Source organism: Marinitoga sp. 1137, assembly GCF_001941525.1.
Classification (GTDB): Bacteria; Thermotogota; Thermotogae; order Petrotogales; family Petrotogaceae; genus Marinitoga; species Marinitoga piezophila.
The window spans coordinates 2,217,774-2,244,705 of record NZ_CP009471.1; the positions used below are offsets into that span (position 1 = coordinate 2,217,774).

A 26,932-nucleotide genomic window follows, 5' to 3' on the forward strand; every position below is an offset into this window, starting at 1 on the left:
TCAATATTATTTTACTTTTTCAATTTCTGAGATTATAAAGTCTGTTAATTCCTTAATATATTCTTTTGAGAAATCAAATTTAATTCCAGCAATTTCATATAATTTTTTAACAGGATACTTATAACCGGAACTTAAGAATTCTTTGTATTGTTCAATAGCCTTTTGTCCATTTTCTTTATAATTTTTATATACCGCTATTGCTCCAAGTTGTGACATTGCATATTCAATATAGTAGAATGGCACTTCAAAGATATGTAATTGTCTTAACCATCTTATTCTTTTTTCTTTATCCAATCCGCTCCAGTCTATTCCTGTATTGAATCTATCCATTAAACTGCCAAAATATTCATCTCTTTCTTCAATGGTGTGATCTGGGTTTGTGTATATCCAGTGCTGGAATGCATCAACAATCATAACCCATGGCAAAATCTTTAACGTGCTTTCCAATTGTTCTCTTTTAGCTTTTTTTAAATCTTCTTCATTTTTATAATATTCATCAAGATATTCAAGGGTTAATAATTCCATAGACATTGAAGCAAGCTCGGCAATTTCGCTTGGAAAATCTTTTAAGAAGGAGATGCTTATATCTTTTGACCTGAATGTGTGTTGAGCATGTCCTGATTCATGTAATAATGTTCGAACATCACCGCTTAGTCCAACAGCATTCATGAATATAAATGCTGCACCTGTTTCTGATAAAGGATAGTTATAACCACCTGGTGCTTTTCCTTTTCTGTTTTCTAGATCCAAAAATCCTGTATTTTTCATTTTTTCAAGATTTTTAGCAAATTCAATATCCACTTTTGATAATATTTTAATTGCATTATCGATGAATTCTTCAACGTTGTCAAAAGGTTTTAAGACTTTACCATCAACATCTACTTCTGTATCCCAGGGTCTTAAGCTTTCAACACCGAGTTTTTCTTTTCTTTCTTCATTTAATTTTTTTAAGGCTGGTACTACAACTTCTTCAACAGATTTATGGAATTCATATAAATCTTCCGGTGTGAAATCAAATCGTTTTTTAGCATCATGCATATAATCTCTATAATTATCATATCCTGCATTTTTGGCAATTTTAATTCTAATTTCTTTTAATTCATCAAAAAGCTTTTCGAGCTCTTCATGATGTTCAGCAACTGCATTCATTGTTAAACGCCATGCTTCTTCTCTTACTTTTCTGTCTGGATTTTTTAAGTAAACTCCCATCTGTGATAATGTTTTTTCTTCTCCGTCAAATGTAACTGTAATCTTTGAGATTATTTCACCGTATTTAGAACCTAATTCCTGTTCTTTTACCATTAATGGCAGATTTTCTTTTCTAAATAATTCAATATCCCTGGATATTAATCTATTCATATGTTCAAATGATTCACCAGTTAGTTCATTTCTATATGGGCTGTCATAGAATTTCTTTTTTAATTTGAAATCATATTCCTGTGCTGGTGATACTATATTTGCATAAAATTCATTAAAAGCTTTTGAATTTTCTTCCTTTGTATCACATGTCATTTTTATATATCGCCATGCCATTTCTTCTGATATAATACTTTCAAGTTCTGACCATTTTTCTAAAAATTCAATTAATTCATCTTTAGATTTGATTTCTGTGCTTAATAAATCTTCAAGTACCTTTTTTACTTCATTCCAATCATTTAAATTTATTTCTTCTTTGAAGTATTTTCTGGGTTTTTTTGTAATTTTTTCATCAGTTACTATCATCTATATGCCTCCTTGTTTTTTGTAAATGTTAGCTATACTAATTATAGCATATAAAATCTAAAAAATAAAAGCAGATTTTTGAAGATCTGTTTTTATTCTGAAAGATTAATAACTATATCCCATTTTAATACTTGATTCGGCAGGATTTTTAGAATTTTCTTGTTTTTATATGCAATCTCAAATGAATCGTAAAAGCCGTTTGAAGGTTCAAGGGCGCAGTTGTATTCGTTTTTGAAGCCGCCTTCGTTTTTCCAGATTCCAAAATAGGGAATGTCAGGAAATTCTATTGTATATTTTAATTTATTATTGTTTAAAGTAATCTCTGCTTTATTGATTTTGTTTATTATATAAAACTTTTCTGTATTTTGGCTTGATGGCGGTAAAAATTTATTTAATTTGTAGTTATTATATTCTGGATATGTACATATATTTCCAATTTTTCCAAGGAATTTGCTGTTATGGACATTTAGAACTTGATTCACATTTTCCAGAAATATTTCACTTTTTTCATCTATTGCAAGTAATCCGTGAAAAGTCCAAAAACCATAAAATATATCATTTCCGGTATTTTTAACTGAATAATATAATTTAATTGAATTATTAAAAAGTATTATTTCTCTGCAAAAAATATAATTGAATTCAGGACTTTTTACGCAACAGGAAATTTTATTATTCTCTTTTTTACATTTCCACGGAATTGACCATAATTCGCCATGATCCGGTAATTCTTTTCCATTTAAATATATTCCGGGATCAATATTTGGAAACATTTCATCAATGCCTGAGGTGTCGTATTTGTCATAATTATCTCCATATTTTGTTTTTTCATAAAACCCCTTTATTGGTTGAAATAAAACCTCGAAGTTTTGGGGCTTGTAGAATATAGAAGCTATTTTAGCACCCAATTCTGGCAATATATGAATTTTTAAAAAATCATTTTCCAATTCAATTGCTTCCATATTTAAATATTTCAACATCAGTCACCTATCTTTTCTACTCCATTAGCTGAATTAACTTCAAAATAATCTATATTCAAACCAAATTTTTCATGGTATCTTTTATTTAGTTCATCTATTAAATTATAAAATTCATTTTTTTTACTTAAAACAAGAATGCTTCCGCCAAATCCTCCTCCAACCATTCTTGCACCTAAAACATTATTTTTTAGAAAATCAACTATAAAATCCGTTTCTTCACAGGAAACTTCATATAGATTTTTTAAGCTTTCATGTGATTCAAAAAGGTATTTCCCCACCTCTTGTATATTGCTGTTTTTTAAAGCTTCTACAGTTTTTAACACTCTTTCATTTTCTTCAACGACGTGTTTTGCACGTTTAAATAATGTTCCGTTGAGTTTTTCTAGATCATTTTTATTTACATCTCTAAATGTTTTTTTATTTAATTTATTTAAAACTTCTTCGCATTCCTGCCTTCTTTTGTTGTATTCGGAATTCCCTAATTCATGTTTTACACCTGAATTGATGATAAAAAAGTTATATTCTCCAAGTTTTAGAGGAATATGCTGGAATTGTTTTGTATAAGTATCAAGCAAAATGGCATTGTCTTTTTTTGAAAGGGAACAGGCATATTGATCCATAATTCCACACCTTAAACCAATAAATTCATTTTCAACTTTCCAACCAATTTCTGCAATTTCAACCCGGGATAAATTTAAATTGAGAATGTCGTTTATTCCATAAGCAATTCCCACTTCCAAAGCAGCAGAGCTTGAAAGCCCTGCGCCAATTGGAAGCGTTGAAGATATGTTAATCTTAAAAGGAGGTATACCTATATGAAGAATCTTTTCGATTTCTTTTATTACACCTATAATATAATCTGCCCATGTATTTGTTTTTTCGAGTTTTTCCTGAATTATTATTTTATTTTCGCTTTCAGAATAAAATTCAAATTTTTCGCTTTTTTCTAAATTTATATATATGTATTTATCTATTGCAAATGGAAATACGTATCCATCATTATAATCAGTATGTTCTCCAATTATATTAATTCTTCCCGGCGATCTGTATTTAATCATTTATATTCACCTCGATATTTCTCAGTTGTTCTGCAGCCTTTTCTGGTTCAATGGGGTTTATAAAAGCCCAGGTGCCGCTTTCTACACTCGCTATCCATTTTATAAGATTTGGTCCTCTCATTGGTGAGATAAATTCTACATGAAAATGGAAATAATGCATATTTTCAGGTAGATTAAAGGGTTTTTGAAAGAACATCATCATATATGGAAATGGCATATTAAATAGGCCATTATATTTTGAAGTAATGATTTTTAGAGCTTTAGAAAAATCCTTCTTTTCTTTTCCGGTCATTTCATATATGGAACTAATATGCCTTTTGGGATATAAATGGACTTCATATGGATATCTTGCATAGAATGGGACTATAGCTATCATTGTTTCATTTTCGTATATGATTCTTTCGTTAAGTTTTTTTTCTTCATTTATGATTTCACATATTGAACATGTTTTCCTTTCGGAATACCACTTTTTTAATGCATTTATTTTTACCTTTATTCTTGGAGGCAAAAAAGGAAAGGCATATAATTGACCATGAGGATGAGGTAATGTTGCTCCCACTTCTTTTCCTTTATTTTCAAATATATAAATGTATTTTATGAATTCATATTTAGATAATTCTAAAGTTCTATCAGCCCACATTGAGGTTAATTTTTCTATTTGAGTTAATGGCATTTTTGATAATTCGGAATTATGTTCTTTGGTGTATACAACCACTTCGCAAATTCCCTGTGAAGACGCTTTTTTTAATATTTCACTATTGTTTTCCACACTTTCAGCATCTCTTTTTAAAGCAGGAAATCTATTTTCAAAACTAACTAAATCATATTCTTCAGGTAATTCCAGTACTCCCGGGCAAATAGGACAGCTGTCTTTTGGAAGGTTAGGTCTTTTCTGCCTGGAAGAGGATATCATTACCCACTCATCTGTTATAGGATTATAACGTCTTTCAAGCATTATTTTCACCTTCTAATGTATAAAAATGGAACAGTCTTTTATCCTCATTGACTATTGTTTTCTTGTTTAATGAAATAATATTGTCTTCAAATGTTATATTATATCTTTTTTCTTCAAGGTTCATTTTTAGTGTTATCTTTCCATATTTTGGATGAATTGACTCTATAATATAATTTCCGTCCATAATACCTTTTACTTTTACTATTCCACCTTGAAGCTCTAATACTTTAAAGTATATATCTTCTTCAATATCCAGAGAGAGATTATCGCTTTGTATAATCATATAATTCAATAATCCTGTGGCATAACCATACATCTGGCGAACAATTGAATCCAATTGAGTATCCTTTTTTCTTAAGATTAAACAATCTGGATCATTCCACCACCATTTTTCATTCATGAAAAACCTGTTAATGCTGTTTTTTAAAGCGATATATGCATTTAATTTTACAGATTCATCTGTGGTATATATAGGCGCTGTATCTTCACTAACCCTCATTCCATCTACATAACCAAGAGAAGGTAATAATGGAGCACCACAACCTAATATGAAAGAATCTTTTACTGCATATCTTATTATCTCTAGTCCTTTTCTGTAGCTTTCAATTGGAGTTATATTATTATCAAATCTTTTTCCTTCTATTGCACCTGAATAGAGAAAGTCTATTTTGAAGTATTCGAAACCGGCATTATACATATTTTTAAATAATGTATATAGATGTTTTTGTACATCAGGATTTGTTATATCAAGTGTATAGATGTTTTTATTCCAGTTTTTATAAGCTATCTTTGGATTTCCATTTTCATCTTTTATGAGCCAATCCTGGTGATTTATAAATATTTGAGATGTTTCAGAAACATTGAATGGCGCGGTCCAGATTCCAGGCGTCATATTATGTGATTTTATTTTTTCTGCCATTTCTTTTAAAGATGGGAAATTATTTTTTGATTCCCAGTCGCCAATATCTTTTTGCCATGAATCATCTATTTGAAATACTTCATAACCATATTTTTGGGATAATTCAAGATTTTTTTTCACATCCTCCCAGTTTAATTTGTCAAAATATTGATACCATGAAGACCATCCTACAGGTCTTTTTTTATTCAATTTTATATTATTTTCAAACTTTACATAATCAGCATATATTTCAAGTAAATCTTCCGGATTTTTTCCTTCAATAATTATTAAAGGGTCAAAATCAATATAATCATCTAATTTTTTTTCAAAGAAATTCATGTATCCATAGACAGTTGTATTTTTTACCTCAAAGTAATTATGAGAAATATTTGAGGATAAAAATCCTATTAATTTTTTTTCAGAAAGAATAAAATAATCTGAATTTATTTCCGGATAATCCTTTATGTTTATACTTTTTGTTTCACCCCAGCTATGCCAATCATTGACGATAATATTTTCATCTATAATATCCTCAAAGATGTTTATTTTGTCAATTTTTCCTTTTATTTTTCCTCTGAGAATATATCCTTCAGGAATTTCTTCCATTTTTAATAAAACCATATAATTATCTTTTTGAATTTCAAAATAATTATTTTCGTAACTCATATTAAAAATTTTCATATAGGGACCTCCTATCATCCTTTTACGGAACCGGCCAATAAACCTCTAATAAAATATTTTCCGAGGAGTATATATACTATTAATGTTGGCAATGCAGCAATTAATGCACCAGCCATTTGAATATTCCATTCTACGACCTGACTACCAGCCAGATTTACAAGAGCAACGGTAATTGGTTGTTTTGAAGGATTATTTGTTACTGTAACTGCAAATAGAAATTCATTCCATATATTTGTAAATTGCCATATTGCCACAACTACAAATCCAGGGATAGATATTGGAAGAAGAATTTGTGTATAGATCTTTCTAAATCCAGCACCATCTATCGACGCAGCCTCAATTAATTCATCAGGAATTTCCTCATAATAATTTTTGAACATTAAAGTTGTAATAGGAATACCGTAAATAACGTGAATTATAATTAAAGCCGGAATTGTTCCATATAATCCTATTTTTTGAAAAAATTGAATTAAAGGAAATAAAACACTTTGATATGGAATAAACATACCGAATAATATTAAAGCAAATATTAAATTTGAAAATCTAAATCTTAATTTTGATAAAGCAAACCCATTTATAGAACCCAATAATGCTGAGATTATAGTTGCAGGAATTGTTAAATAAAAGCTATTTTTCATATTTGGAGCAAGTTTTTCAAATGCTCCTTTAAAACCTTCAAGTGAAAAATGTTTTGGAAAATCCCACATTGTGGCAATTGAAATTTCACTAAGAGGTTTAAAACTGGTAATTATCGTTACATAAAAAGGTAAAATAAAAAATGCTGAAATCAGAATAAGCAATGAATATATCCACATCTTTTTTAATGTCATATTATTCAGCCCCCTTTCTCAGGGAAGAGTAGAGATAAGGTATAATTATTACTGCAACCATAAGTAACATTATTACAGAAATTGCCGAACCCATTGCATATCTGTTTGATCTGAAGGTAAGTTCAAACATATATATAGCAGGAACGTCCGTAACATTATTAGGTCCGCTTCCAGTCATTGCATATATCAAATCAAATATTTTTAATGAAACATGGCCAAGAACTATCATGGCACTTAAAGTAATAGGTTTTAGTAAAGGCATTTTTATCTTCCAGAATATATATCTTTCATCAGCACCGTCAACTCTTGCAGCTTCGAGAATATCTTCAGGGATAGCTTTTAATCCTGCAAGATACATTGCCATAATATATCCTGACATTTGCCATATGGCAGCTATTATAACTGCTATTAAAGCAAGATTAAAGTGACCTATACTTTCTGTGCTTGTGTACCACATCCATTGAAGATTTTCTAAACCAAATTTTTTTAATAACAAATTAATTCCCTGAGGGTCATTAGGAATATTTCCAGGTGCAAAAATCCAGCTCCATACAGTACCTGTAACTACAAATGAAATTGCCATTGGAAATAAAAAGAGATTTTGGAAAAAACGTGATCCTTTTAATCCTTTGTCAATCATATTTGCTAAGAATAAGCCTAATCCAACAGAACCTGCTATAAAGAATACTGTAAAAAACAATGTATTCCACAAATCGGTCTGGAATCTTGCATCCATAAATATTCTTTGATAATTTCTAAATCCAACGAATTTATATACACCTCTTAATAAACTGCTGAAGCTATTCCAGTTGGAAAAAGAGGTCCTTATTGTCCAGAAAATAAAATAGTATACAAATATACCTATTAAAATCAATGATGGAAGAATTATTAAAAAACCTATCCTCGATTTTCTTTTTTGAATGCTCATCTTTTCACCTCTTTTTTATAAAACCCGGCTGTGAAGCCGGGTTTGTCTATTATTCAGTGAGATATCCCTGGTCTTCTGCAGCCCACATAATATCTCTTAAAGCAGAAGATACGTTCTTTTTAACAAGGAATCTGTTTAATGTATCGTTTAATGTAGTTACAAATCCTTCTGGTGCTGCTGAACCGTGAATAATTGATGGAACAACTGCAACTTTTGAGAAATCATTCATTGACCATGTTAAGTAAACATCATATTTTGATTTATCTGCATCAATTCTTGCAGGGATAGAACCTTTAATTGGATTGAAGATATCCTGAGCTTCTTTTGTTGAGATGAATTTTAACCATTTTAAAGCATTTTCTCTATGTGGTGCATTCTTTGGTAGTCCAAATGTATCTGAAATAAACATAAATGCATCTGCTGTACCTGGTACTGCAAACCAACCAAAGTCTACGCCAGGTTTCCAACCTAATGTTTTATAATAACCTTCTGCCCAGTCACCCATTACGTTAAATAAAGCTTTTCCTTCAAATACAAGTCTTGAAGCATCCTGCCATGTTAATGCTGAATGGTCTCTATTGAAGTATGGAATTAATCTTTCAAGGATAACAAATGACATTTCTAATTCTGGAGAATCGAAAGATGTTTTTCCTGTGAATAATCCTTTATATCCTTCAGGTCCAAATGTTGAAAGCATTATGTTTTCAAATAAATGTGTTGTTGTCCATTTATTTTTATCTCCTAAGGCAAGAGGAATGTATCCTGCTTCTTGAGCCTTTTTTAATGCTGCAAAAAATTCTGACCATGTTGTTGGTTCTTTTGTCAAACCTAATTTTCTGAATATTTTTTTGTTATAGAATACAACATTTCCTCTATGAACATTTACAGGTATAGAATATACTTCTCCCTGATAGCTACAAATATTCATAACATCTTTTGGGAATTTATTATATACGCCCCAGTCTTTTAAATATTGTGTTAATGGTTCCATTAATCCAGGAATTACATATGTATCTGTTAATTCCATACCAGCATGTACCTGGAATGAATCTGGAGGGTTACCACCGAGCATTCTTGTTTTTAAAACTGCTTTTGCATTAGTACCTGCGCCACCTGCTACAGCTGCATTGATGATATTTATGTTTGGATATATTTCATTAAATCTGTGGAACAAGGCTAATAAACCTTCTTCTTCTCCTCCACCGGTCCACCAACTAAAAATCTCTAAATCATTAGATGCTGCAAATACACTACTTACCAATAATAATACAGCAATGAAACCTACTAAAAACTTCTTCATACCTTCACACCCCCTGTTTAGGATTGATATTTAACCACTATGTGGTTTTTCTTTTTATTAAGTCAATATCTAATATAATTTTTTCCGGTTTATGCCTTTTGTTATTAATCTTTTCCAATAATAAATTGAAAGCTTTGAAACCTAACTCAAATTTTGGTATTTTTATTGTCGTTAAATCTATAATTGAGGAGTAAATAATATCGTCATATCCCACTACAGCTACTTTTTCTGGAACATTAATATTATGTTCTCTTAAGGCTTTTAATGCACCATAAGCTAAAATATCGTTAAAACAGAATATTCCATCAAAATCCACCTTTTCTTTTATTAATTCATTTATCTTTTCGTATGCGGCAATCATATCTTCTTCTATTGTATAGACCATTTTTTTGCTGAATCTTATGTTATATTCTTTTAAAGCTTTTTTATAACCAGAAAACCTTGAATATGAAACAAAATTATGATTATACACGTCCAGAAAAAGAATTTTTTTCTTTCCGTTTTCTATTAAATGTTTTGTAGCCAAATATCCGCCTTTAAAATCATCAGCATATATTTCATCGGCATCCATTCCTTCAAAATGATCACCAACTATAACGTATGGAATATTGAGGTTTACCAATGCCTGAAATTTATCAGATTTTTGTTTTTGATTTCTAACAGGACTAATTAATATTCCATCTACACGTTTTTCGAACATTAATTTTAGAGCTTTTTTTTCAACTTCATAATTTTTTTCAACATCTATTAAAATAAGACTGTAATCATTTTCTTTAGTAGCTTTTTCAATTCCTTTTAAAACCTCAACAAAGAAAGGGTTTGTAATATCTTTGAAAATAACTCCTATTGTTTTTGTTTTCCTATTTCTCAAAGATGATGCTGTTGCATTTTTTACATATCCTAATTCATCAGCTATCTTTAAGATCTTCTTTTTTGTTTCTTCATTAATATCTGGTTTATTATTTAAAGCTCTTGAAACTGTATTTATAGAAACATTAGCAACTTTTGCAATATCTTTTATTGTTACATACCTTTTTCCCATAAAAACCACCTCGGATTTTTATTCGGTAACGTTATCGGTAACGTTACCGATTTAATTAAAGCACATTTTACATTCTTGACAAAATGGTATTTGAGTTAATTTACCCGGATAAAATAAAAATAGATGTGGTTATATCTAATTATCAAAGAATTTTTCATAATTTTTATTAATTTGAAATTAACATAATATTTACTAATGAAAATTCGTTAAAATCAGAATAATTTTATGTTATAATTATAAAAAATTGGAGAGATACTATGAAAGAATTTTATAGAGGAATAAAAGACGGAATACCAATTTGTCTTGGTTATTTTACTATAGCTGTTACTTTTGGATTGTTGGTAAAATCAAATGAAATACCATCCTATGTTGGATGGTTAATGTCTATTTTTGTTTTTGCGGGAGCAAGCCAATTTGTGGCTATTGATATGATAAAAAATGCCTCTATTTTGGAAATAGGACTAACTACTTTTTTTCTTAATTTAAGACATATATTAATGTCATCGACTATTGCAACAAAAATGCCAAAGGATAAAAAGAATATCTTATTATCCCTTGGCATCACCGATGAAACCTTTTCTGTTTCATATTTTAACAATCCTAAAAGAATTTCTTTTGAATACTTATCTGGTGTTATTCTTATATCTTATTTTGGATGGATTATTGGAACTATCATTGGGACAGAGTTTTATTCTTTATTTTCAACTGATCTTCAAAACAGTCTTGGTATAGCTTTATATGCAATGTTTGTAAGTATATTAATTCCAAATTTGAAAAAGTCTTTACTTCCATCTTTAAGTGTATTATCTTCAATAATAATTTATATATTTTTAAAAAGTTTTATACCAAAATACTATTCTATTATAATTACATCAATTTTAGTTTCTTTTGTTTTTTCAATTTTAGAAGGTGATGAAGATGAGTAGATATGTAATTATTATATTGGTAATGAGTCTGGTTACAATGATTCCAAGAATATTGCCATTTATATTTTCGGATACATTAGGAAAGAATAAAAAGTTAAAAAAGTTTTTCAAGTATATTCCTTATACTATTCTCGGAATGTTGATTATACCGGATATTTTTTATTCAACAGGTAATGTTATTACAGGAATTATAGGTTTTTTTGCTGCAGTAATATTGTCATTTTTTAGGTTTAATTCTATTGTGGTTGTTATAACCACTGTTCTTATAGTTTATGTATTAAATTTATTTGTAATATAATTATTTTATTGTGATAGCAAAAATATGCATTGTAGGAATCTTAGGTAAATAAATACTTTTTATTTCTTTATTTTTCAAAGTAAATATATTTAAAAATATTTTAGGATTTATATTTTCCTTGATGCCAAGGCTATTATATCTGTATATTGTATCAACTACTATTTTTTCATTAAATACAGGTTGTTGACACCAATCAGAAAATTTTAATTCTTCTATTTGAGTAGTACCATCATTGTATTCAATAACAATTTTTCCAATATAGCTTCCATGTTCTGATGAACCTAATATATAGATTTTGTTTCCTTTTAAGTTTTCAAATTTTAGTTCTTGTCCTGAACAAATGATATTATCTTTTCCATCAATATTAATTTTAAATAAAATATCTTCATATTCCAAATACCCATTTTTTAAAACTTTTCCTATTTCTTCAGCAGGATATTTTGCACCAAATATACCATCTGGATTATCGAAGTTTCCTTCTTTTCTTTCTGAAAATTTAACTATTCCGTTATTATTAAATATTTTATTAAGCTCTAATATTTTTATGTTTCCTTTTTCAAGTATTGCAATTTCAGCGCTTTGCATATATTTTTTTTCATTATTAATAGGTTTATTATTCTTGATTTTATAAATTTCATCATTTGATATTTTATAGAAATTATTATTGATTGAAAAAAGAAATGAATAGTTTTCAGGAATAATAAGTATTTGATCAAGATATAGGTAATCATCTTCAGGAATAAGAGATATAGTTAATTTTCCTTTTGATAAATTTGCTAATATAAATTGTTGAGAAGTTGAAACTTTAGAATTTCCAGAATAAATTTTTATTTTGGTTTCTGGAGGTATATTTCCTATTAAATAAATATAATATTTTCCTTCGATATCGATTTGTGTTTTTAATGATATTTTTTCGTTTGTTTTTATTTGAATATTTCCTCTATTATCTAATTCATAATAGTAAATTCCTGTATCCATTTTTTCTGCTTCTAATAGTAATGCTCTATTTCCTTTATCCAATAACTTTGAATTATAATAGATTTGAAATCTAAGTGGTAATTTATTTAAATTGGTTAATGCTAATAATGCTGAAACAGTTGATTCAGCACCAGCATTTTGATTTACATATACCGAATGCATACCATCATAACCTTCGCCGTTTTTTCCATACATAGGAAAGTTAAGATGATTATTTCCATTATAAAATGAACCAAATAAAAATGCTTTTATTGCATATATATCCTTTTGTGTAAGTAAATACAACTTGGAAAGCGTTGATACAATTACTTCTACACCATATGAAAGATAAGGATATTTTTTTATATAATCATTTATTTCGTATACTGGACCAATAGAAAGTAACATATCATAAAAATCAACAAGTTTTTTTACAGACTCCAAATATTTTTTGTCTTTAGTGATATTATAAACTTCTAATAATGCTTCACCTTGTCTTGAACCCCATGAATGCCATATAAATTTATTTTTGTTTTGGGATTCATTAAAAGCACCTTTAAAAGGACCATCTTTTATCTGATAATTTAAAATTGAATTAGCGATTTTAGTAATATAATCAATATCTTCAGAACTTTTGGAAAAATTATAATATTTAGTTAATCCTAATAAGAATATTGAGGTTAGATCTGTACTTTTATTGAGTAAATACTCATTATCCAAATTTTTTATTAATACTTTTCGTGCTTTTTTTGAGCTTTCAATTATTTTTTTATTAAATGACTCATCGGGAAAAGTATTAATAGCATTGCTTAACGCCCAAAAAGCTCTTGAAGCCCACCAACCAGCCGATTTTCTGCTTGTAATTCCTATTTTGTTAATCTTTCCATTTTCAAATATAAAATTATAAAAGTCTCCATCTGTATCCTGCATCGATATAACAAAATCTAAAGCTTCTTTAGCTCTTTCATAATAGAGCTCTTTTTTCTCTAATTTATATAATTCTGTATACAGTACAGCTACTCTTGCAACATCATCAACACAGGTTACGCCTTCTTCTTTTGCTGACTTTCTTATATATTTATTTCCAATTTTATCTGCATAAATCCAATATCCAACAACTTCTTTTTTATTTATATTAAAGGTATCTCTAAGAAATTCTAAATGTGATAAGTTTATATCAATAGGAAATACAGTTATTGAAGATATTAGTAATAGTAAAATAAAGGATTTTTTCATATTCACCTCCAAAAAAATGGGCACACTTACGTGCCCAAATATTTTAAATTATTATTCAGAAATTGAGATGCTTTGAATTTCTTTAGCTCTTTTTTCAAGATAATTAATAGCTTCTTCAGTATCCCTTGATTGGAAAATAGAATAATATCGTGTATATTTTACAACATCACCAGCTTTGAATCTTGCCATCCAATATTTTCCAACATTTTCCTCTGAATATGGCGGGAATATTCCTTTTGTTGCTTCATAATTATCCATTTCTCCTGGTAACCATCTAAAAATACCATCTCTAAATTCTCTACTCTCATAGAACCAGAAATCATGGAATACAAAATCTTTTAAATCAGAATATAAAACAGGTTTTTCAGGCAATATTTCTGCTGCACCAATACCGTATTTTGGTGAGAAATTAGCTCTCCAATTTTCCTGTGAAACAAATGCATATGTTGCACCCCACCATAGTGGTTTCATTGAATCAATTGCAGAAAATTCTATATATGGTTTTCCGTCAACATATTTAACAGCATTCCTTTCCATCCAATAATCAAGTGGTGTTTCATTTAATTGTTCAGCCCATACCATTCTTCTGAACATAGGTAAAATATGTAAGGCATTATCGTCTATACTTGTAATAGGAGCAGTTGCCATTACTTGTAATTTCATAATATCAACATAATTTGTAAATGTGAAAGTATTTTTTACTAAAACATCTCCAGTTTTAAATATATGAGTTACAATGTGTTGATTTAAACCTGGTAATAGTCTTGAATATAAGTCAGCTATAATTGTTACACCTACTGGTCCAGGTTCCAATACACGAACGTTTTCGATACTTAAACCATTTGATGTCATTTCTACATGTTTTCCCAATTTTCCATTTACATAATATGTACTTCCAGACCATCCAGCAATTCTTGCAATACCAATTTCATTATAAAGATTTCCTTTTATATCTTTGTACCTTACAAAGTTTACAAGACCGTATTTGTTTACAGTTACATCGAAATCTTTTGATGTAATAAGATATTCGTCATTATTTTTAGTAAGCTTGAAGTATGGTTTGAAAGTTAATAAATCCATATTAGAATCATCTGAAATAACTATTTTGGCACATTTTTTAAAAGTGAATAACAATATATCTTTTGATGATATTCTTTTATTATTATCCATATCTTCTATTTGGTAAGGTATATTATTTCCATTTTCATCTATAACTCTTATAGAATACCAATTTGCTTCAAAATCATCACCTATTATGTCTAAAATTTTTGAAAATGATATGGAATATGGAACATCTACCCATGTCATTTGTGTTGTTTCAATCTTGATTGTTTTTTCAGCTGCAAATAAAGAAAAAGCCAATAGCATTACTAAACTAATTAAAAACCATTTTTTCACAGAAATTCCCCCCTTTTTATTTTATAGGTTAAGCGCTTACTCAAAACAATTATATAATATAATAATGATTCTTTCAAAATGCAAAAAAGGAGTTTTTGCATTATTAAGAAAGAAATAAGATGATTATTTTTTATTAGGTTTAAAAATCGATTGATTGATATAAATATTAACCTATTATTAATTGTCTATAATGTATTGAATTTAGATTATACGCTAATATAGAGGTTTTTATAAAATTTAGCTTGAAATGGTATAAAAGATATTTAAATGAAATATATAAAAATACAAGAAATAGTAAAACAATTTAAAATATTTATAGATAACAGTGTGTAAATATACTTTTTTAACTTTTTAGATTTTTTGAAAAATATGTTATTATTTGAATAGGTTAAGCGCTTACTCGAGAGGTGATGGTATGGCTAATATTGAAGATGTAGCTAGACTTGCAGGAACTTCTATAGCAACAGTGTCACGAGTATTAAATAATAAGGGTAAATTTTCTGAAAAAACAAGATTGAGAGTACTGAAAGCAGTTGAAGAACTAAATTATAAACCGTCAAGTCAGGCAAAACATCTTGCAAAAACAAAGTATGGATTTAAAATAGGTGTTTTAATCAGTCAAAGAATAAAACAAATTTTGGAAAAAAGAAAGAATGAATTTGGAGAAATGGATTTTTATTCAACCGTATTAAAAGGAATTTGTGATGGAGCAAAAGAAAATAAATCACAATTAAGAATTATGACTTTTGAGGAATTTTTACCTCAGGAAAAGTGGTGTGACGGTATATTAATTATAGGCTCCGATGAAATTCCTGAAAAAATACTTAATTTGGATATTCCTAAAGTTTTAGTGGATAATTATATCGTTGGTAAAAAAATAAATGCTATTATTTCTAACGGTTTTGATGGAGCGTACTATGTAATAGATAAAATGATAAAAAGAAATTTCAAAAAAATTATTCATATTCATGGTTCGTTAGAATTCTATGGTTTTAGAAGACGATATGAAGGCTATGAATTAGCTATGAAAAATAATAATTTATTACCTATTACATATGAAGTTTCAGAAACTCAGGAATCCGTAAATTACATAATTGATCTTGTTTTATCTAAAAATCCAGAAGTTATTTTTACTTCCAACGACCCTATTGCTGTTATGGTTTTAAATATTTTGAAGAAGAAAAAAATAAAAGTTCCAGATGAAATACAAATAATAGGTTTTGATGATATTGTTTTTTCTTCATCCATTGAACCAGCACTTTCAACTGTAAAAGTATTTAAATACGAAATGGGAAATGTTGCCATAGAGAGAATTATAGAACTTGTTAACGGTAAAAATTTGCATCCATATGTTACTTCGTTATTTACGGAGTTTATAGAGAGAGAAACAACAAAGGGGGCGAAATAATGAAGAAATTAATGGTATTTTTGTTTATTTTTATTTTTATCATGAGTTTTGGTAAAACCAAATTAGTATTTTGGACAGCACCAAATCCAAATCAAGAGGCCTATTGGAAAAAATTAGTTGCAGAATATGAAAAGCTTCATCCTGAGATCGATATTGAATGGACTACAATTCCGGCTGCAGGAAGCTCTGAAGAAGCTATTTTAAGTGCAATAGCTTCTGGAAGAACACCGGATATATGTACAAATATCTTTTCGGGTTTTGCAGCTCAATTGATTGAATTAGATCAGCTTGTGGAATTAAATAAGCTTCCAGGATTTAATGATTTAATTGCTAAGCGTAAAATGGAAGAAATCATAAAAGGTTGGAATTTCATGGGGAAAACGTATGTTTTTCCAATATATTCAAATCCAATTTTAATATGGTGGAGAGCTGATTTATTAGAAAAATATGGTTGGTCAAAACCTCCAAGAACATATTCTGAGGTTTATGAATTATCAAAAAAATTTGTAATTCCTAAAAAACAATATACAATGCGTGTTGTTGCAGGAAGAAACTGGTGGGATAGATGGTTTGATTATATTACATATTATTATGCTGCAAGTGAAGGAAAGCCTTATATCGACTTGAAAAAATATAGAGCTGTTTATAACAATGATGCAGGATTAGCTGTAGCAAAATTCTTTGAGACAATGTTTAAGAATGGTTGGACAGCTGTAGATTTAGGGAATGCACCTTTATACCACGGAGCGATATTAGGAAGCTTGAAAGGTCCATGGGAAATACCATATGCTGAAAAACAATTTCCAGATGTTATAAAAAATATTGTTATTACACCACCAATAGTTCCTGATAATTACCCAAAAGATAAGCCTATTTATACATTTGCTGATACAAAAGGGCTTGTTATATTTAAAAGTTCAAAACATCAAAAGGAAGCATGGGAATTTGTAAAATGGGTATTTTCAAATCCTGAGAACGATAAATTATGGTTAGAAATGACAAAAATGCCACCGGCTAGAGCGGATTTGCTTACAAATTCTTTATTTAAAGATTTCTTTGCTAAAAATAGATTAGCTGCTAAATATGCTGAATATGTTGGCTATGCTGTACCACCTGCATTAATTTCAAAAACTGTGGATGTTCAGGATGAAATGACTGTTAGCTTGATAGAACCTTTGATGTATGGTAAAGCATCTGCAGAAACAGCTATAAAGAATTCTGTAAAGAAAATAAATAGAATTATATGGTGATTTTATGGCATCAAAAATCAAAAAAAGAGAAGCCCGAAAAGGGCTTCTTATATCCTCAACATACTTGATATATGCTGCTATATTTTGGGGATATCCATTTGTATGGCTTCTTATTCTTGCGTTTTCAAGATGGCGATATGTTGGTTCGCCAAGATTTGCCGGATTAAGAAATTTCATAAGAGTGTTGTATGATCCAATATTCTGGAAATCATTTTTTAATGTTTTGAATTTTTTAATGTATTATATTCCTATTGTTCTGGTTTTTTCTATGTTATTCGCATTAGCATTAAGTAAATTAAAATATGGAAGGACATTTGTTGCTTTATCGTTCCTTGTTGCAAATGTATCTTCAGGAGTAGCATATTCAATAATGTTTTCTAAATTATTTGCCGAAAATGGCCCGTTAAACCAGATGATTTATAAATATTTTCATACTACAATTCCATGGTTTACTAACCCTCAATTGGCTATGTTTTCAATATCAATAATTGTTGTATGGAAGTTTATAGGTTATTATGGTTTAATATTATATGCGGGGATAATTAGTATTCCAAAGAGTATATATGAAGCTGCTGAACTTGATGGTGCTAATAAATTAGTAAAGTTTTTTAAAATAACATTGCCTCTATTAAATCCATCAATAATTATGGTTTTAGTATTTGCCATTTCTCTTTCCTTTGGTATTTTTACAGAACCTTATATGATTACTGGTGGAGGACCAATGAGAAGCACTCTTATGCCGATGATGGTAATGTATACATCAGCATTTCAAAAATTGGATCCAACATATGCAGCAACAATGTCTATATTTACTGCAATACTCAGTTTTAGCATAATTTGGATAACAAGAAGATTATTTGAAAGAGAAGTGAGTATTGTATGAAAAAGATTATAAATATATTTTTTCATATTATAATGTTTAGTCTGGCTGTTTTATGGTTATATCCCTATATATGGTTATTAATGTCTTCGTTAAAACCATCATCTGAAATATATACAAGGTTTTGGCCAACGCATTTTACATTGGAACATTTTAAATTTATTTTAGAAAGTGCTGAAAAAATGCAACGCCCATTTATAAGAGCTTTTTTAAATAGCGTCTTTATATCTGTTACCGTAACCCTTTCGGTTATATTAACTTCATCTATAATATCTTATGCGCTTGCAAAATTAGAATTTAAGGGAAGAGAGAAAATATTTAACTTTCTTATTTTTCAAATGGTTTTTCCGGGATTTATGTTTACAATTCCGCTTTATATACTTATTAGAAATTTGGGATTATTAAACACATATTCGGCTATAATACTTCCAAGTTTAATGAGTGGATGGGGAATATTTATGATTACACAAAGCTATAGGAGTACTCCCAGTGATTATATTGAGGCTGCAAAGATGGATGGAGCTTCAGATTTATGGATTATCTTTAAAATAATGATCCCGTTAAATAAATCCGCAATTTCAATAGTTTCTTTATTTACGTTTATTGGAATTTGGGATAACTTTATGTGGCCTTTAATTGTTATGAAAGATTATAATAAAATGCCTTTATCAGTGCTTCTGGCAAGCTTTAACCATGAATATGGTGCGTATATTGGTCCGATATTAGCAGGTGCAGTTATTCAAACTATACCAATGGTAATTTTGTTCCTGTTGTTTAGAAAATATTTCTTACAGGGTATATCAATTACACTAAAGTGAGGTGTTTATATTGGAACTAAAACTTAAAAGACATCCATTAAATCCTTTGTTTGGCCCAAATCCCGATCATTTGTGGGAATCGAGATTTGTTTTTAATCCTGCTGTGGTTTATGACGGGGAATTATTCCATATGTTATATAGAGCTCAAGGAGAAGATATGGTCTCAAGACTTGGATATGCTGTGAGTGTTGATGGTGTGCATTTTAATAGAATGGAAAAACCTGTATTTGAGCCCCAGGAATTAAATGAATTATATGGTGTAGAGGATCCTCGATTAACCTTTATTAATGGAAAGTATTATATGTGTTATACTGCATATTCCCCTGATAATATTAGTGTTGCTTTGGCTTCTACAAAGAACTTTTTTATATGGGAAAGATATGGAATTGTTTTGCCTGAAAGTCCAAACAAAGATGCAGGTATATTTCCTGAAAAGGTTAATGGAAAGTATATTATGATTCATAGATTAGAACCTGATATATGGTTTGCGTATTCTGACGATTTAATTCATTGGGGAAATTATGTAAAAATAGCCAGTCCTCGGGAAGGGTATTGGGATAATTTAAAAATAGGTCTTGGAGGGCCACCAATTAAAACTAAATATGGTTGGTTAATGTTATATCATGGGGTTGAGGAGGCTTCGAGAAATATATATAGATTAGGATTTATGTTGCTTGATCTTGATGATCCAACGAAAGTATTAAAACGTTCTGAAAAACCAATTCTTGAACCTGAAGAAACATGGGAAAAGTTTGGTGGCGTTCCAACTGTTGTGTTTTCTGATGCAATAGTTGAGTATAAGGATGAATATTATATTTATTATGGCGCAGCTGATAACTATATTGCACTGGCTACAATTTCTAAAGATGAAGTATTTAAATGGATATTAGAATAAAACACCAGGGATTATCCCTGGTGTTATTAATGATTATGGAATTTTTCTTTTACTTCATATTCTCTATCTATAAGCTTATGTTCTTTTAAAGCTTCGATGATTTCTTCGACGGTTCCATCAGCACCTCTAATTACCTGAATTCCAAACTGCTCAAAAAATGCTATTGCTCTTCCGCCTATACCTCTTACTACAAGCATATTAACTCCTTTGTCGTTAAGATAATTTGGAATATCTCCAGGTCCGTGTTCTTCAAGAGGATTTTTTATTACTTCAACTTCATAAGAATTGTCGTTTAATGTAATAAAAGCAAAATATGGTGCGTGTCCAAAATGTTCGCTTATAGGGGAAGATTTCCCATTGTCTTCTAATACTGGAATTACAATTTTCATTGTATCGCCTCCTATATATATTTGATATATATTTCACGTATATTATAACTATTTTATATGAGAAAAAAATAACAGATATATTTCAATATCTTTATAAAAAAAGAAGAAGAGTGCTACTCTTCTTCTGGTAATACAAAGGATATTTGACTAATTTTTCCAGAGAATAAGAATATATCTATAAACAATAGGATACCAATTGCTAAAAATAACCAATGAACTGCCACGTGATCTATTAAAATGCCAAGAATTAACATTCCAACTGGTGTTGCTGCTTGAAAGATTACGCCAAGTGCAGAGAAAATTTTTGATCTGTTTTCGTTTGGGATTATTTGTTGGAAATAAACGCTTATAGGTGTGTTGACAAATGCATTTGTAATTCCCATCATGATTAAGATTATACTAACTATAATAAAAATTGTCCAGATATTACCAAAATATGCTAATATGTCAGGAAATACCATTATTGCTATTAAAAAATTTAGAACAATCATACCATAAAAGCCATTTTTAAATAATTTTTGAGGATTTCTTTTTGAAAAGAAAATAGCTAAAAAGATATTTCCTACTAAAATTCCAACAGTCCATGATGTTTCTAGTAAGCCATATTGTTGTGCAGAAAAACCAATAATTTCTCTAAATGTATATGGAAGAAGAACAACAAAAAGTGGGTTGAATAAAAAATTTAAAGATATTGCCAATAAAATGAGATTTCTTAAAATGTCATTATTAAAAATAAAAAGAATGGATTCTTTTAGATCATTTAAAATAATTTTAGCATTTACGTGAGATTTTAATTTGCTTGTTTTTTCATATCGGATGAACATTTCGCTAATGGCTGAAAGGATAAAGGAAATACCATTTAATATAAAAATCCATTGCATTCCCCAGAATCCATAAATAACTCCGCCTAATACAGGACCTATTATCATTGAAGCGCTACTAATGCTCTCGGTGATTGAATTTGCTTTCATTAAATCTTTTTCGGGGACAAGATCAGGAATCATAGCGCTGGTTGCTGCACCGAAAAAACTATCAAGTAAAGAAATAACAACCTGAAATGAAAATAATACAAATAAATTCAATTTGTTTATATATGTCAAATATGCAAGGGATAAAATTATAAAACCTCTTAAATAATCCATAAGTACCATAATCTTTTTTCTATTGAATCTATCTCCTATTACTCCAGCAAAAGGTGCCAAGATAAGAGCGGGAACCATATTTATAGTTGCAAATAATCCCATTTTTGTACCTGAACCGGTTAAATCTAATATAAATAACGGCATTGCAACCATTTGAATACCACTTCCTATTAAAGAAACCATTCTTCCAACAACAAAAAGAATAAAATTTCTTTTTTCAGATTCGTTCATTTTAATCCCTTCCTTTCAAAAAACTAAAACATATTTTAGAAATCATAAAATAGTATATCATATTTTTATAATAAAATCAAGATTTTTATTAAAAATATTTAATTTAATTAATAAATTTAAAGATGGACTTGAATTTATTTATAAAAAAAGTGCTTAATTCCAAAATTTAGAAGGAATTAAGCACTTTTATTTTTAAAATTTATATAATAAGGTAATTTATAATGATTTAGCAATTAATGCAGCAAGTTTTGCATTATTGTATACAAGTTGAATATTTGATTTTAAACTTTCGCCGCCTGTTATTTCTTTTATTTTTGCCAATAGAAACGGCGTAGTTTCTTTACCTTTTATTCCAAGTTTTTCTGCTTCTTTTAAAGCATCTTCGATAGCTTTGGTTATGGTGTCATAATCCATTTGATATTCTTCAGGGATAGGATTAGCAATAACAGCTCCACCTTTTAAGTTTAATGCCCATTTTGCTTTTAAAAATTCTGCAATTTCTTCTGGTGTGTCTAATCTGAAATTGACATTAAAACCGCTTTTTCGTGTATAAAATGCTGGTAATTCTTCAGTTTGGTATCCAATAACTGGAACGCCAAAAGTTTCAAGATATTCTAAAGTTAATCCAAGATCGAGTATGGATTTGGCACCGGCACAAACCACTGCAACATTTGTGTTTGCTAATTCCTGAAGGTCTGCAGAAATATCAAAGGTTTCCTGGGCGTTTCTATGAACTCCTCCGATTCCACCGGTTGCAAAAACTTTTATTCCAGCCATTTCGGCGATAATCATTGTTCCAGCTACAGTTGTTGCTCCATCTATTTTTTTGGAAATTACATATGGAATATCTCTTCTACTTACTTTCATTACTGAATATCCTTTTTTACCTAAATATTCAATTTCTTCTTCGGATAATCCAGCTTTTAGTTTTCCATTAATAATAGCTATAGTGGCAGGGATTGCTCCATTGTCTCTAACTACTTTTTCAACGTTTAAAGCTGTTTCAACATTTTGTGGATATGGCATTCCGTGGGATATTATTGTTGATTCAAGAGCTACAACAGGTTTTCCTTCTTCTAAAGCTTTTTTTACTTCTGGTGAAATTTCAAGGTATTTTTCAATCATAGTTTCATCTCCTTTAATTTATTTTCTATGTTTTCTTTTGATAATTGTTCTGAATTTGCCCCTTCTGACTCTAATGTAATTGCCGAGGCAGCTATGGAAATTTTCGCTGTTTTTTCTAAAGAATAGTTGTTTAAATATCCTAATACTATTCCTGCTGTAAATGCGTCTCCGGCACCAGTTGCATTTATTACTTTAATTTTCGGTGTTTTTATATATATCGTTTTATTTTTGTCAGCACATAAAATTCCATCTTTTCCCATTGTTAAAAATACTCTTTTAACTCCTTTATTAATAATATTTCTAACAGCTTTTTCAGCATCTTTTTTGTTTTCGATTTTTATGCCAGAAAGTATTTCAGCTTCATATATATTAGGTTTGATGGAATGGACATAATTGAGTATATTTAATATTTTAACGGTTTTTGCGGTAGAAACTGTATCTACAATAAATGTGTTGTTAATGTTTTTTGTAATATATTCTATTGTTTTTTGAGGTAAATTAGTATCGAGTATAACAGCTTTAGACTTTTCAATAATATTTTTTTTGGATTTAATATAATTTATATCTATTTTTTCGCATATCTCCATATCGGATAATCCAACAGCCATATCTCCTTTTTCATCGAGTATAGCAAGATAAGTTGATGTTGAGAAGTCACTTAGTATTAATGAGTCACTAATGTCAATTCCTATATTTTTAGAATGTTCAATAATTTTTTTGCCATATATGTCATTTCCAATAGCTGTTAGTAATTTAGTGTTTATATTTAATCTTGAAAGATTTTCTGCGATATTTCTTCCTACACCACCAGGTGAGATTTTTAATTTACCGGGGTTTGAATCTTTTAATTTTAGTTTTTTATTTGGAAATCCGTTGATATCAATATTTGCTCCGCCTATTACCGTTACATAATCAAGTTTATTTATTATATATCCTCTACCTAAAATATATCCTTTTTTTATTAAATTGGCAATATGTACAGCAACAGAAGAACGGGCTATATTTAGTTGCTTAGCCAATTCGTCCTGGGTTATGAAAGGATTTTCTTTTATTAGTTCTAAAATTTCCTTTTCTCTATTTGTCATTCTATCACCTAAACTTTTGTTTATTTGATTAGTCTATTGTTTATAATATCACAAATAAGAAAGAAAATCAAGTTTTTCTAAGGTAACTTTAAGTTTTTTCTAAGTCTCCTCTAAGGTTTATAGAGTATTATAAAGATGTCGAAGATGAAATAACAAATTTTAAGAGGAGGTTGATAAAATGAGAGGGTATTATCCAGGTTATCATACAGGATTTTTTGGATTAGGTTATGGATGGTATGGTTGGATAGAAATGATTCTGGTAGGAGTTGTAATTTTTGCAGTCATTTATTTATTAATAAAAGGGTTAACCAGAAAAGATAATTATAGAGATGCTTATTATGTTTCAGGTGGAACTCAGAAAAACAAGGCTCTTGAAATTTTAAAAGAACAATTTGCGAGAGGCGAAATTAGTGAAGAAGAATTTTTAAGAAAAAGAAAATTAATCGAGGAATAAGGAGGCGGTATTATGAAAAAAGGTTTGTTATTAGGAAGTATGATTTTAATATTAGTAATAATGTCATTTGCAGGAGGCTTTTTTAATAATCCAGCAGCAGCTGTTGAAGCATTACCAGTTCAAGAATTATCAGCAAGTGAAATTGATGGTTTATTACAAATGAGAGAAGAGGAAAAATTAGCAAGAGATGTTTATTTAACATTATATGATATCTGGGGAGTTCAAACGTTTTATAACATTGCTCAATCAGAACAAACACATATGAATGCAGTAAAAACTATTTTAGATAAATATGATATTGAAGATCCAATTACAGATTATACAGTCGGTGTTTTTAAAAATGAAGAATTAAAAAAATTATATGATCAACTTGTTGAACAGGGAAAAACTTCAATCATAGATGCCTTAAAAGTTGGAGCAACAATAGAAGACTTAGATATATATGATCTTGAAGAGTTAATAAAAGAAACAGATAATGAAGATATAAAAGTGGTATATGAAAATCTTAAATTCGGTTCTGAAAATCATATGAGAGCATTTGTGGGGTTATTAGAAAGATATAATGAAACATATTCAGCACAATATATTTCACCAGATGAACTTAGCGATATTTTAAACGGTTCAGAAAATGCTCAACCAGGAAATGGTTATAGAGGCGGTAGAAAATAATTTATATCAAAGGTCCCGAGAGGGGCCTTTTTATTTTTAATTAAAAACTTGACACAGCAACTATTTTGTAGTATACTATATGTAGTAAGATTATAAACAAGTTTATATTATAGGGTGATGATATGGATATAAATGAAAAATTGAGGATATTATCTTCATCAGCTAAATATGATGTTTCATGTGCTTCAAGCGGTTCTGATAGAAATAATGAAAAAAAAGGTATAGGAAATGCCGTAACCAGTGGTGTATGTCATAGCTGGACATCAGATGGAAGATGCATCTCACTTTTGAAGATTTTATTCTCAAATGCCTGTATTTACGATTGTGCTTATTGTATAAATAGAGCAAGTAATGATGTAAAAAGGGCAACATTTACTGTTGATGAGGTTGTTCAGTTAACAATGAATTTTTATAGAAGAAATTACATAGAAGGTTTATTTTTAAGTTCCGCAATAATAAAAAGTCCTGATTATACTATGGAGCAAATGTTGAAAGTAGTAAAAAAGCTCAGAAAAGAAGAAAATTTTAATGGTTACATCCATTTGAAGGCTATTCCAGGAGCAGATTTGAAACTTATACGTGAAGCAGGTTTTTATGCGGATAGGTTAAGCGTTAATATTGAGTTGCCAAGTGAAAAAAGTTTAAAACTATTGGCCCCACAAAAGAAAAAAGAAAATATAATTAAACCCATGAAATTTTTGGGAACAAATATTCTGGCTAATGTTGAAGATAGAAAGAAATATAAAAAAACTCCTCTATTTGTTCCAGCCGGCCATAGTACACAGTTAATTGTTGGAGCATCACCTGAAAGCGACTATCAAATTTTGAGATTGGCAGAAGGTATGTATAAAAAATTCAATATGAAAAGAGTATATTATTCAGCATTTATACCTGTTAATAAAGATAAGCGTCTTCCTATAAATATAAAACCACCATTGAAAAGAGAACATAGATTATATCAGGCAGATTGGTTATTGAGATTTTATAAGTTTTCAGCTTCTGAAATTCTTAATGAGAAAAATCCATTTTTAGATGAAAAGCTTGATCCCAAAACGTCATGGGCATTAAGAAATTTTCATTTTTTCCCTATAGAAATTAATAGAGCATCTTATGATGAATTAATCAGAGTGCCTGGGATAGGAATAAAATCAGCATTGACTATAATTAAAGCAAGAAAATATTCACCTATAACCTTTGATGATTTGAAAAAAATAGGTGTTGTTCTAAAACGAGCAAAATATTTTATTACCTGTAACGGTAAATATTATAGTAATATTTTTTTATCTCCTGACGCAATAAGGGAAAAATTAACTGAAAACTTAAGTATGAAAATACCATTATTTCCCACAACGGCAATTGAAGTTTCAAGGAGCTGAAATT

At 29.2% G+C, this 26,932-nt stretch carries 25 protein-coding genes; 10 read left to right on the plus strand and 15 right to left on the minus strand.

What is annotated here, in order from left to right; all coding sequences use genetic code 11:
- Positions 1-6: 6 nt before the first annotated feature.
- From LN42_RS10505 to LN42_RS10545, 9 genes are all read right to left on the minus strand, one after another.
- Positions 7-1,722 (minus strand): M3 family oligoendopeptidase, encoded by a 1,716-nt coding sequence (locus LN42_RS10505; protein ID WP_014297495.1) that lies wholly within the window; start codon positions 1,720-1,722, stop codon positions 7-9.
- A 92-nt stretch (positions 1,723-1,814) separates the two neighbouring features.
- Positions 1,815-2,699: a hypothetical protein gene (locus LN42_RS10510; RefSeq protein ID WP_014297496.1), complete on the minus strand. Its 885-nt coding sequence runs from the start codon at positions 2,697-2,699 to the stop codon at positions 1,815-1,817.
- Positions 2,699-3,754 (minus strand): galactokinase, encoded by a 1,056-nt coding sequence (locus LN42_RS10515; RefSeq protein ID WP_041639164.1) that lies wholly within the window; start codon positions 3,752-3,754, stop codon positions 2,699-2,701. Before LN42_RS10515 ends, LN42_RS10510 begins: the two co-directional genes overlap by 1 nt.
- The gene (galT, locus tag LN42_RS10520) at positions 3,750-4,712 is read right to left on the minus strand and encodes a galactose-1-phosphate uridylyltransferase (RefSeq protein WP_014297498.1); all 963 of its coding nucleotides are present in this window, start codon (positions 4,710-4,712) and stop codon (positions 3,750-3,752) included. Before galT ends, LN42_RS10515 begins: the two co-directional genes overlap by 5 nt.
- Positions 4,705-6,291 carry a glycoside hydrolase family 36 protein gene (locus LN42_RS10525; protein ID WP_014297499.1) on the minus strand — a complete coding sequence of 529 codons (1,587 nt, stop codon included), beginning with the start codon at positions 6,289-6,291 and terminating at the stop codon, positions 4,705-4,707. Before LN42_RS10525 ends, galT begins: the two co-directional genes overlap by 8 nt.
- Positions 6,292-6,305: 14 nt before the next feature.
- Positions 6,306-7,121 carry a carbohydrate ABC transporter permease gene (locus tag LN42_RS10530; RefSeq protein WP_014297500.1) on the minus strand — a complete coding sequence of 272 codons (816 nt, stop codon included), beginning with the start codon at positions 7,119-7,121 and terminating at the stop codon, positions 6,306-6,308.
- Position 7,122: 1 nt separating this feature from the next.
- On the minus strand, positions 7,123-8,049 hold the full coding sequence (locus LN42_RS10535) for a carbohydrate ABC transporter permease (protein ID WP_014297501.1): 927 nt from the start codon (positions 8,047-8,049) through the stop codon (positions 7,123-7,125).
- Between the two features lie 49 nt (positions 8,050-8,098).
- On the minus strand, positions 8,099-9,349 hold the full coding sequence (locus LN42_RS10540; RefSeq protein ID WP_014297502.1) for an ABC transporter substrate-binding protein: 1,251 nt from the start codon (positions 9,347-9,349) through the stop codon (positions 8,099-8,101).
- 37 nt (positions 9,350-9,386) lie between these two features.
- The gene (locus LN42_RS10545) at positions 9,387-10,391 is read right to left on the minus strand and encodes a LacI family DNA-binding transcriptional regulator (RefSeq protein WP_014297503.1); all 1,005 of its coding nucleotides are present in this window, start codon (positions 10,389-10,391) and stop codon (positions 9,387-9,389) included.
- A 257-nt stretch (positions 10,392-10,648) separates the two neighbouring features.
- Here LN42_RS10545 and LN42_RS10550 point away from each other — a divergent pair, with 257 nt between their 5' ends.
- Entirely contained in the window at positions 10,649-11,317 is a 669-nt protein-coding gene (locus LN42_RS10550) for an AzlC family ABC transporter permease (RefSeq protein ID WP_014297504.1), read from the plus strand.
- Entirely contained in the window at positions 11,310-11,615 is a 306-nt protein-coding gene (locus LN42_RS10555) for an AzlD domain-containing protein (RefSeq protein WP_014297505.1), read from the plus strand. The genes LN42_RS10550 and LN42_RS10555 overlap by 8 nt, the downstream gene beginning before the upstream one ends.
- Here LN42_RS10555 and LN42_RS10560 read toward each other — a convergent pair whose 3' ends face one another.
- Together LN42_RS10560 and LN42_RS10565 are read right to left on the minus strand one after the other, a co-directional pair.
- A complete protein-coding gene (locus LN42_RS10560) occupies positions 11,616-13,808 on the minus strand; it encodes a hypothetical protein (protein ID WP_014297506.1) in 2,193 nt (730 codons plus the stop codon).
- A gap of 51 nt (positions 13,809-13,859) precedes the next feature.
- On the minus strand, positions 13,860-15,206 hold the full coding sequence (locus tag LN42_RS10565; RefSeq protein ID WP_014297507.1) for a hypothetical protein: 1,347 nt from the start codon (positions 15,204-15,206) through the stop codon (positions 13,860-13,862).
- A gap of 415 nt (positions 15,207-15,621) precedes the next feature.
- Here LN42_RS10565 and LN42_RS10570 point away from each other — a divergent pair, with 415 nt between their 5' ends.
- The 5 genes from LN42_RS10570 to LN42_RS10590 are packed head-to-tail and all read left to right on the plus strand — an operon-like array spanning position 15,622 to position 20,457.
- Positions 15,622-16,614 (plus strand): LacI family DNA-binding transcriptional regulator, encoded by a 993-nt coding sequence (locus LN42_RS10570; protein ID WP_014297508.1) that lies wholly within the window; start codon positions 15,622-15,624, stop codon positions 16,612-16,614.
- Complete coding sequence (locus LN42_RS10575; protein ID WP_014297509.1) at positions 16,614-17,864, plus strand: ABC transporter substrate-binding protein; 1,251 nt, start codon at positions 16,614-16,616, stop codon at positions 17,862-17,864. Before LN42_RS10570 ends, LN42_RS10575 begins: the two co-directional genes overlap by 1 nt.
- Positions 17,865-17,868: 4 nt before the next feature.
- Entirely contained in the window at positions 17,869-18,747 is an 879-nt protein-coding gene (locus LN42_RS10580; protein WP_014297510.1) for a carbohydrate ABC transporter permease, read from the plus strand.
- Positions 18,744-19,562: a carbohydrate ABC transporter permease gene (locus LN42_RS10585; RefSeq protein ID WP_014297511.1), complete on the plus strand. Its 819-nt coding sequence runs from the start codon at positions 18,744-18,746 to the stop codon at positions 19,560-19,562. The genes LN42_RS10580 and LN42_RS10585 overlap by 4 nt, the downstream gene beginning before the upstream one ends.
- Positions 19,563-19,572: 10 nt before the next feature.
- Complete coding sequence (locus tag LN42_RS10590; protein WP_014297512.1) at positions 19,573-20,457, plus strand: glycosidase; 885 nt, start codon at positions 19,573-19,575, stop codon at positions 20,455-20,457.
- Between the two features lie 26 nt (positions 20,458-20,483).
- Here the strand turns inward: LN42_RS10590 and LN42_RS10595 are convergent, their stop codons facing one another.
- From LN42_RS10595 to LN42_RS10610, 4 genes are all read right to left on the minus strand, one after another.
- On the minus strand, positions 20,484-20,846 hold the full coding sequence (locus tag LN42_RS10595; RefSeq protein WP_014297513.1) for a NifB/NifX family molybdenum-iron cluster-binding protein: 363 nt from the start codon (positions 20,844-20,846) through the stop codon (positions 20,484-20,486).
- A gap of 113 nt (positions 20,847-20,959) precedes the next feature.
- Positions 20,960-22,219 carry an MFS transporter gene (locus tag LN42_RS10600; RefSeq protein WP_014297514.1) on the minus strand — a complete coding sequence of 420 codons (1,260 nt, stop codon included), beginning with the start codon at positions 22,217-22,219 and terminating at the stop codon, positions 20,960-20,962.
- 216 nt (positions 22,220-22,435) lie between these two features.
- A complete protein-coding gene (locus LN42_RS10605; RefSeq protein ID WP_014297515.1) occupies positions 22,436-23,344 on the minus strand; it encodes a pseudouridine-5'-phosphate glycosidase in 909 nt (302 codons plus the stop codon).
- Entirely contained in the window at positions 23,341-24,429 is a 1,089-nt protein-coding gene (locus tag LN42_RS10610; protein ID WP_014297516.1) for a PfkB family carbohydrate kinase, read from the minus strand. Before LN42_RS10610 ends, LN42_RS10605 begins: the two co-directional genes overlap by 4 nt.
- 178 nt (positions 24,430-24,607) lie before the next feature.
- Between LN42_RS10610 and LN42_RS11205 the strand changes: the two genes are divergently transcribed.
- The 3 genes from LN42_RS11205 to LN42_RS10625 all read left to right on the plus strand — a co-directional run bounded on the left by LN42_RS11205 (position 24,608) and on the right by LN42_RS10625 (position 26,928).
- Positions 24,608-24,883, plus strand: coding sequence for an SHOCT domain-containing protein (locus tag LN42_RS11205; RefSeq protein WP_014297517.1), 276 nt, complete (start codon positions 24,608-24,610; stop codon positions 24,881-24,883).
- A gap of 12 nt (positions 24,884-24,895) precedes the next feature.
- The gene (locus LN42_RS10620) at positions 24,896-25,552 is read left to right on the plus strand and encodes a DUF2202 domain-containing protein (RefSeq protein ID WP_014297518.1); all 657 of its coding nucleotides are present in this window, start codon (positions 24,896-24,898) and stop codon (positions 25,550-25,552) included.
- Between the two features lie 122 nt (positions 25,553-25,674).
- Positions 25,675-26,928, plus strand: coding sequence for a putative DNA modification/repair radical SAM protein (locus LN42_RS10625; RefSeq protein WP_014297519.1), 1,254 nt, complete (start codon positions 25,675-25,677; stop codon positions 26,926-26,928).
- The last annotated feature ends 4 nt before the right edge of the window (positions 26,929-26,932 follow it).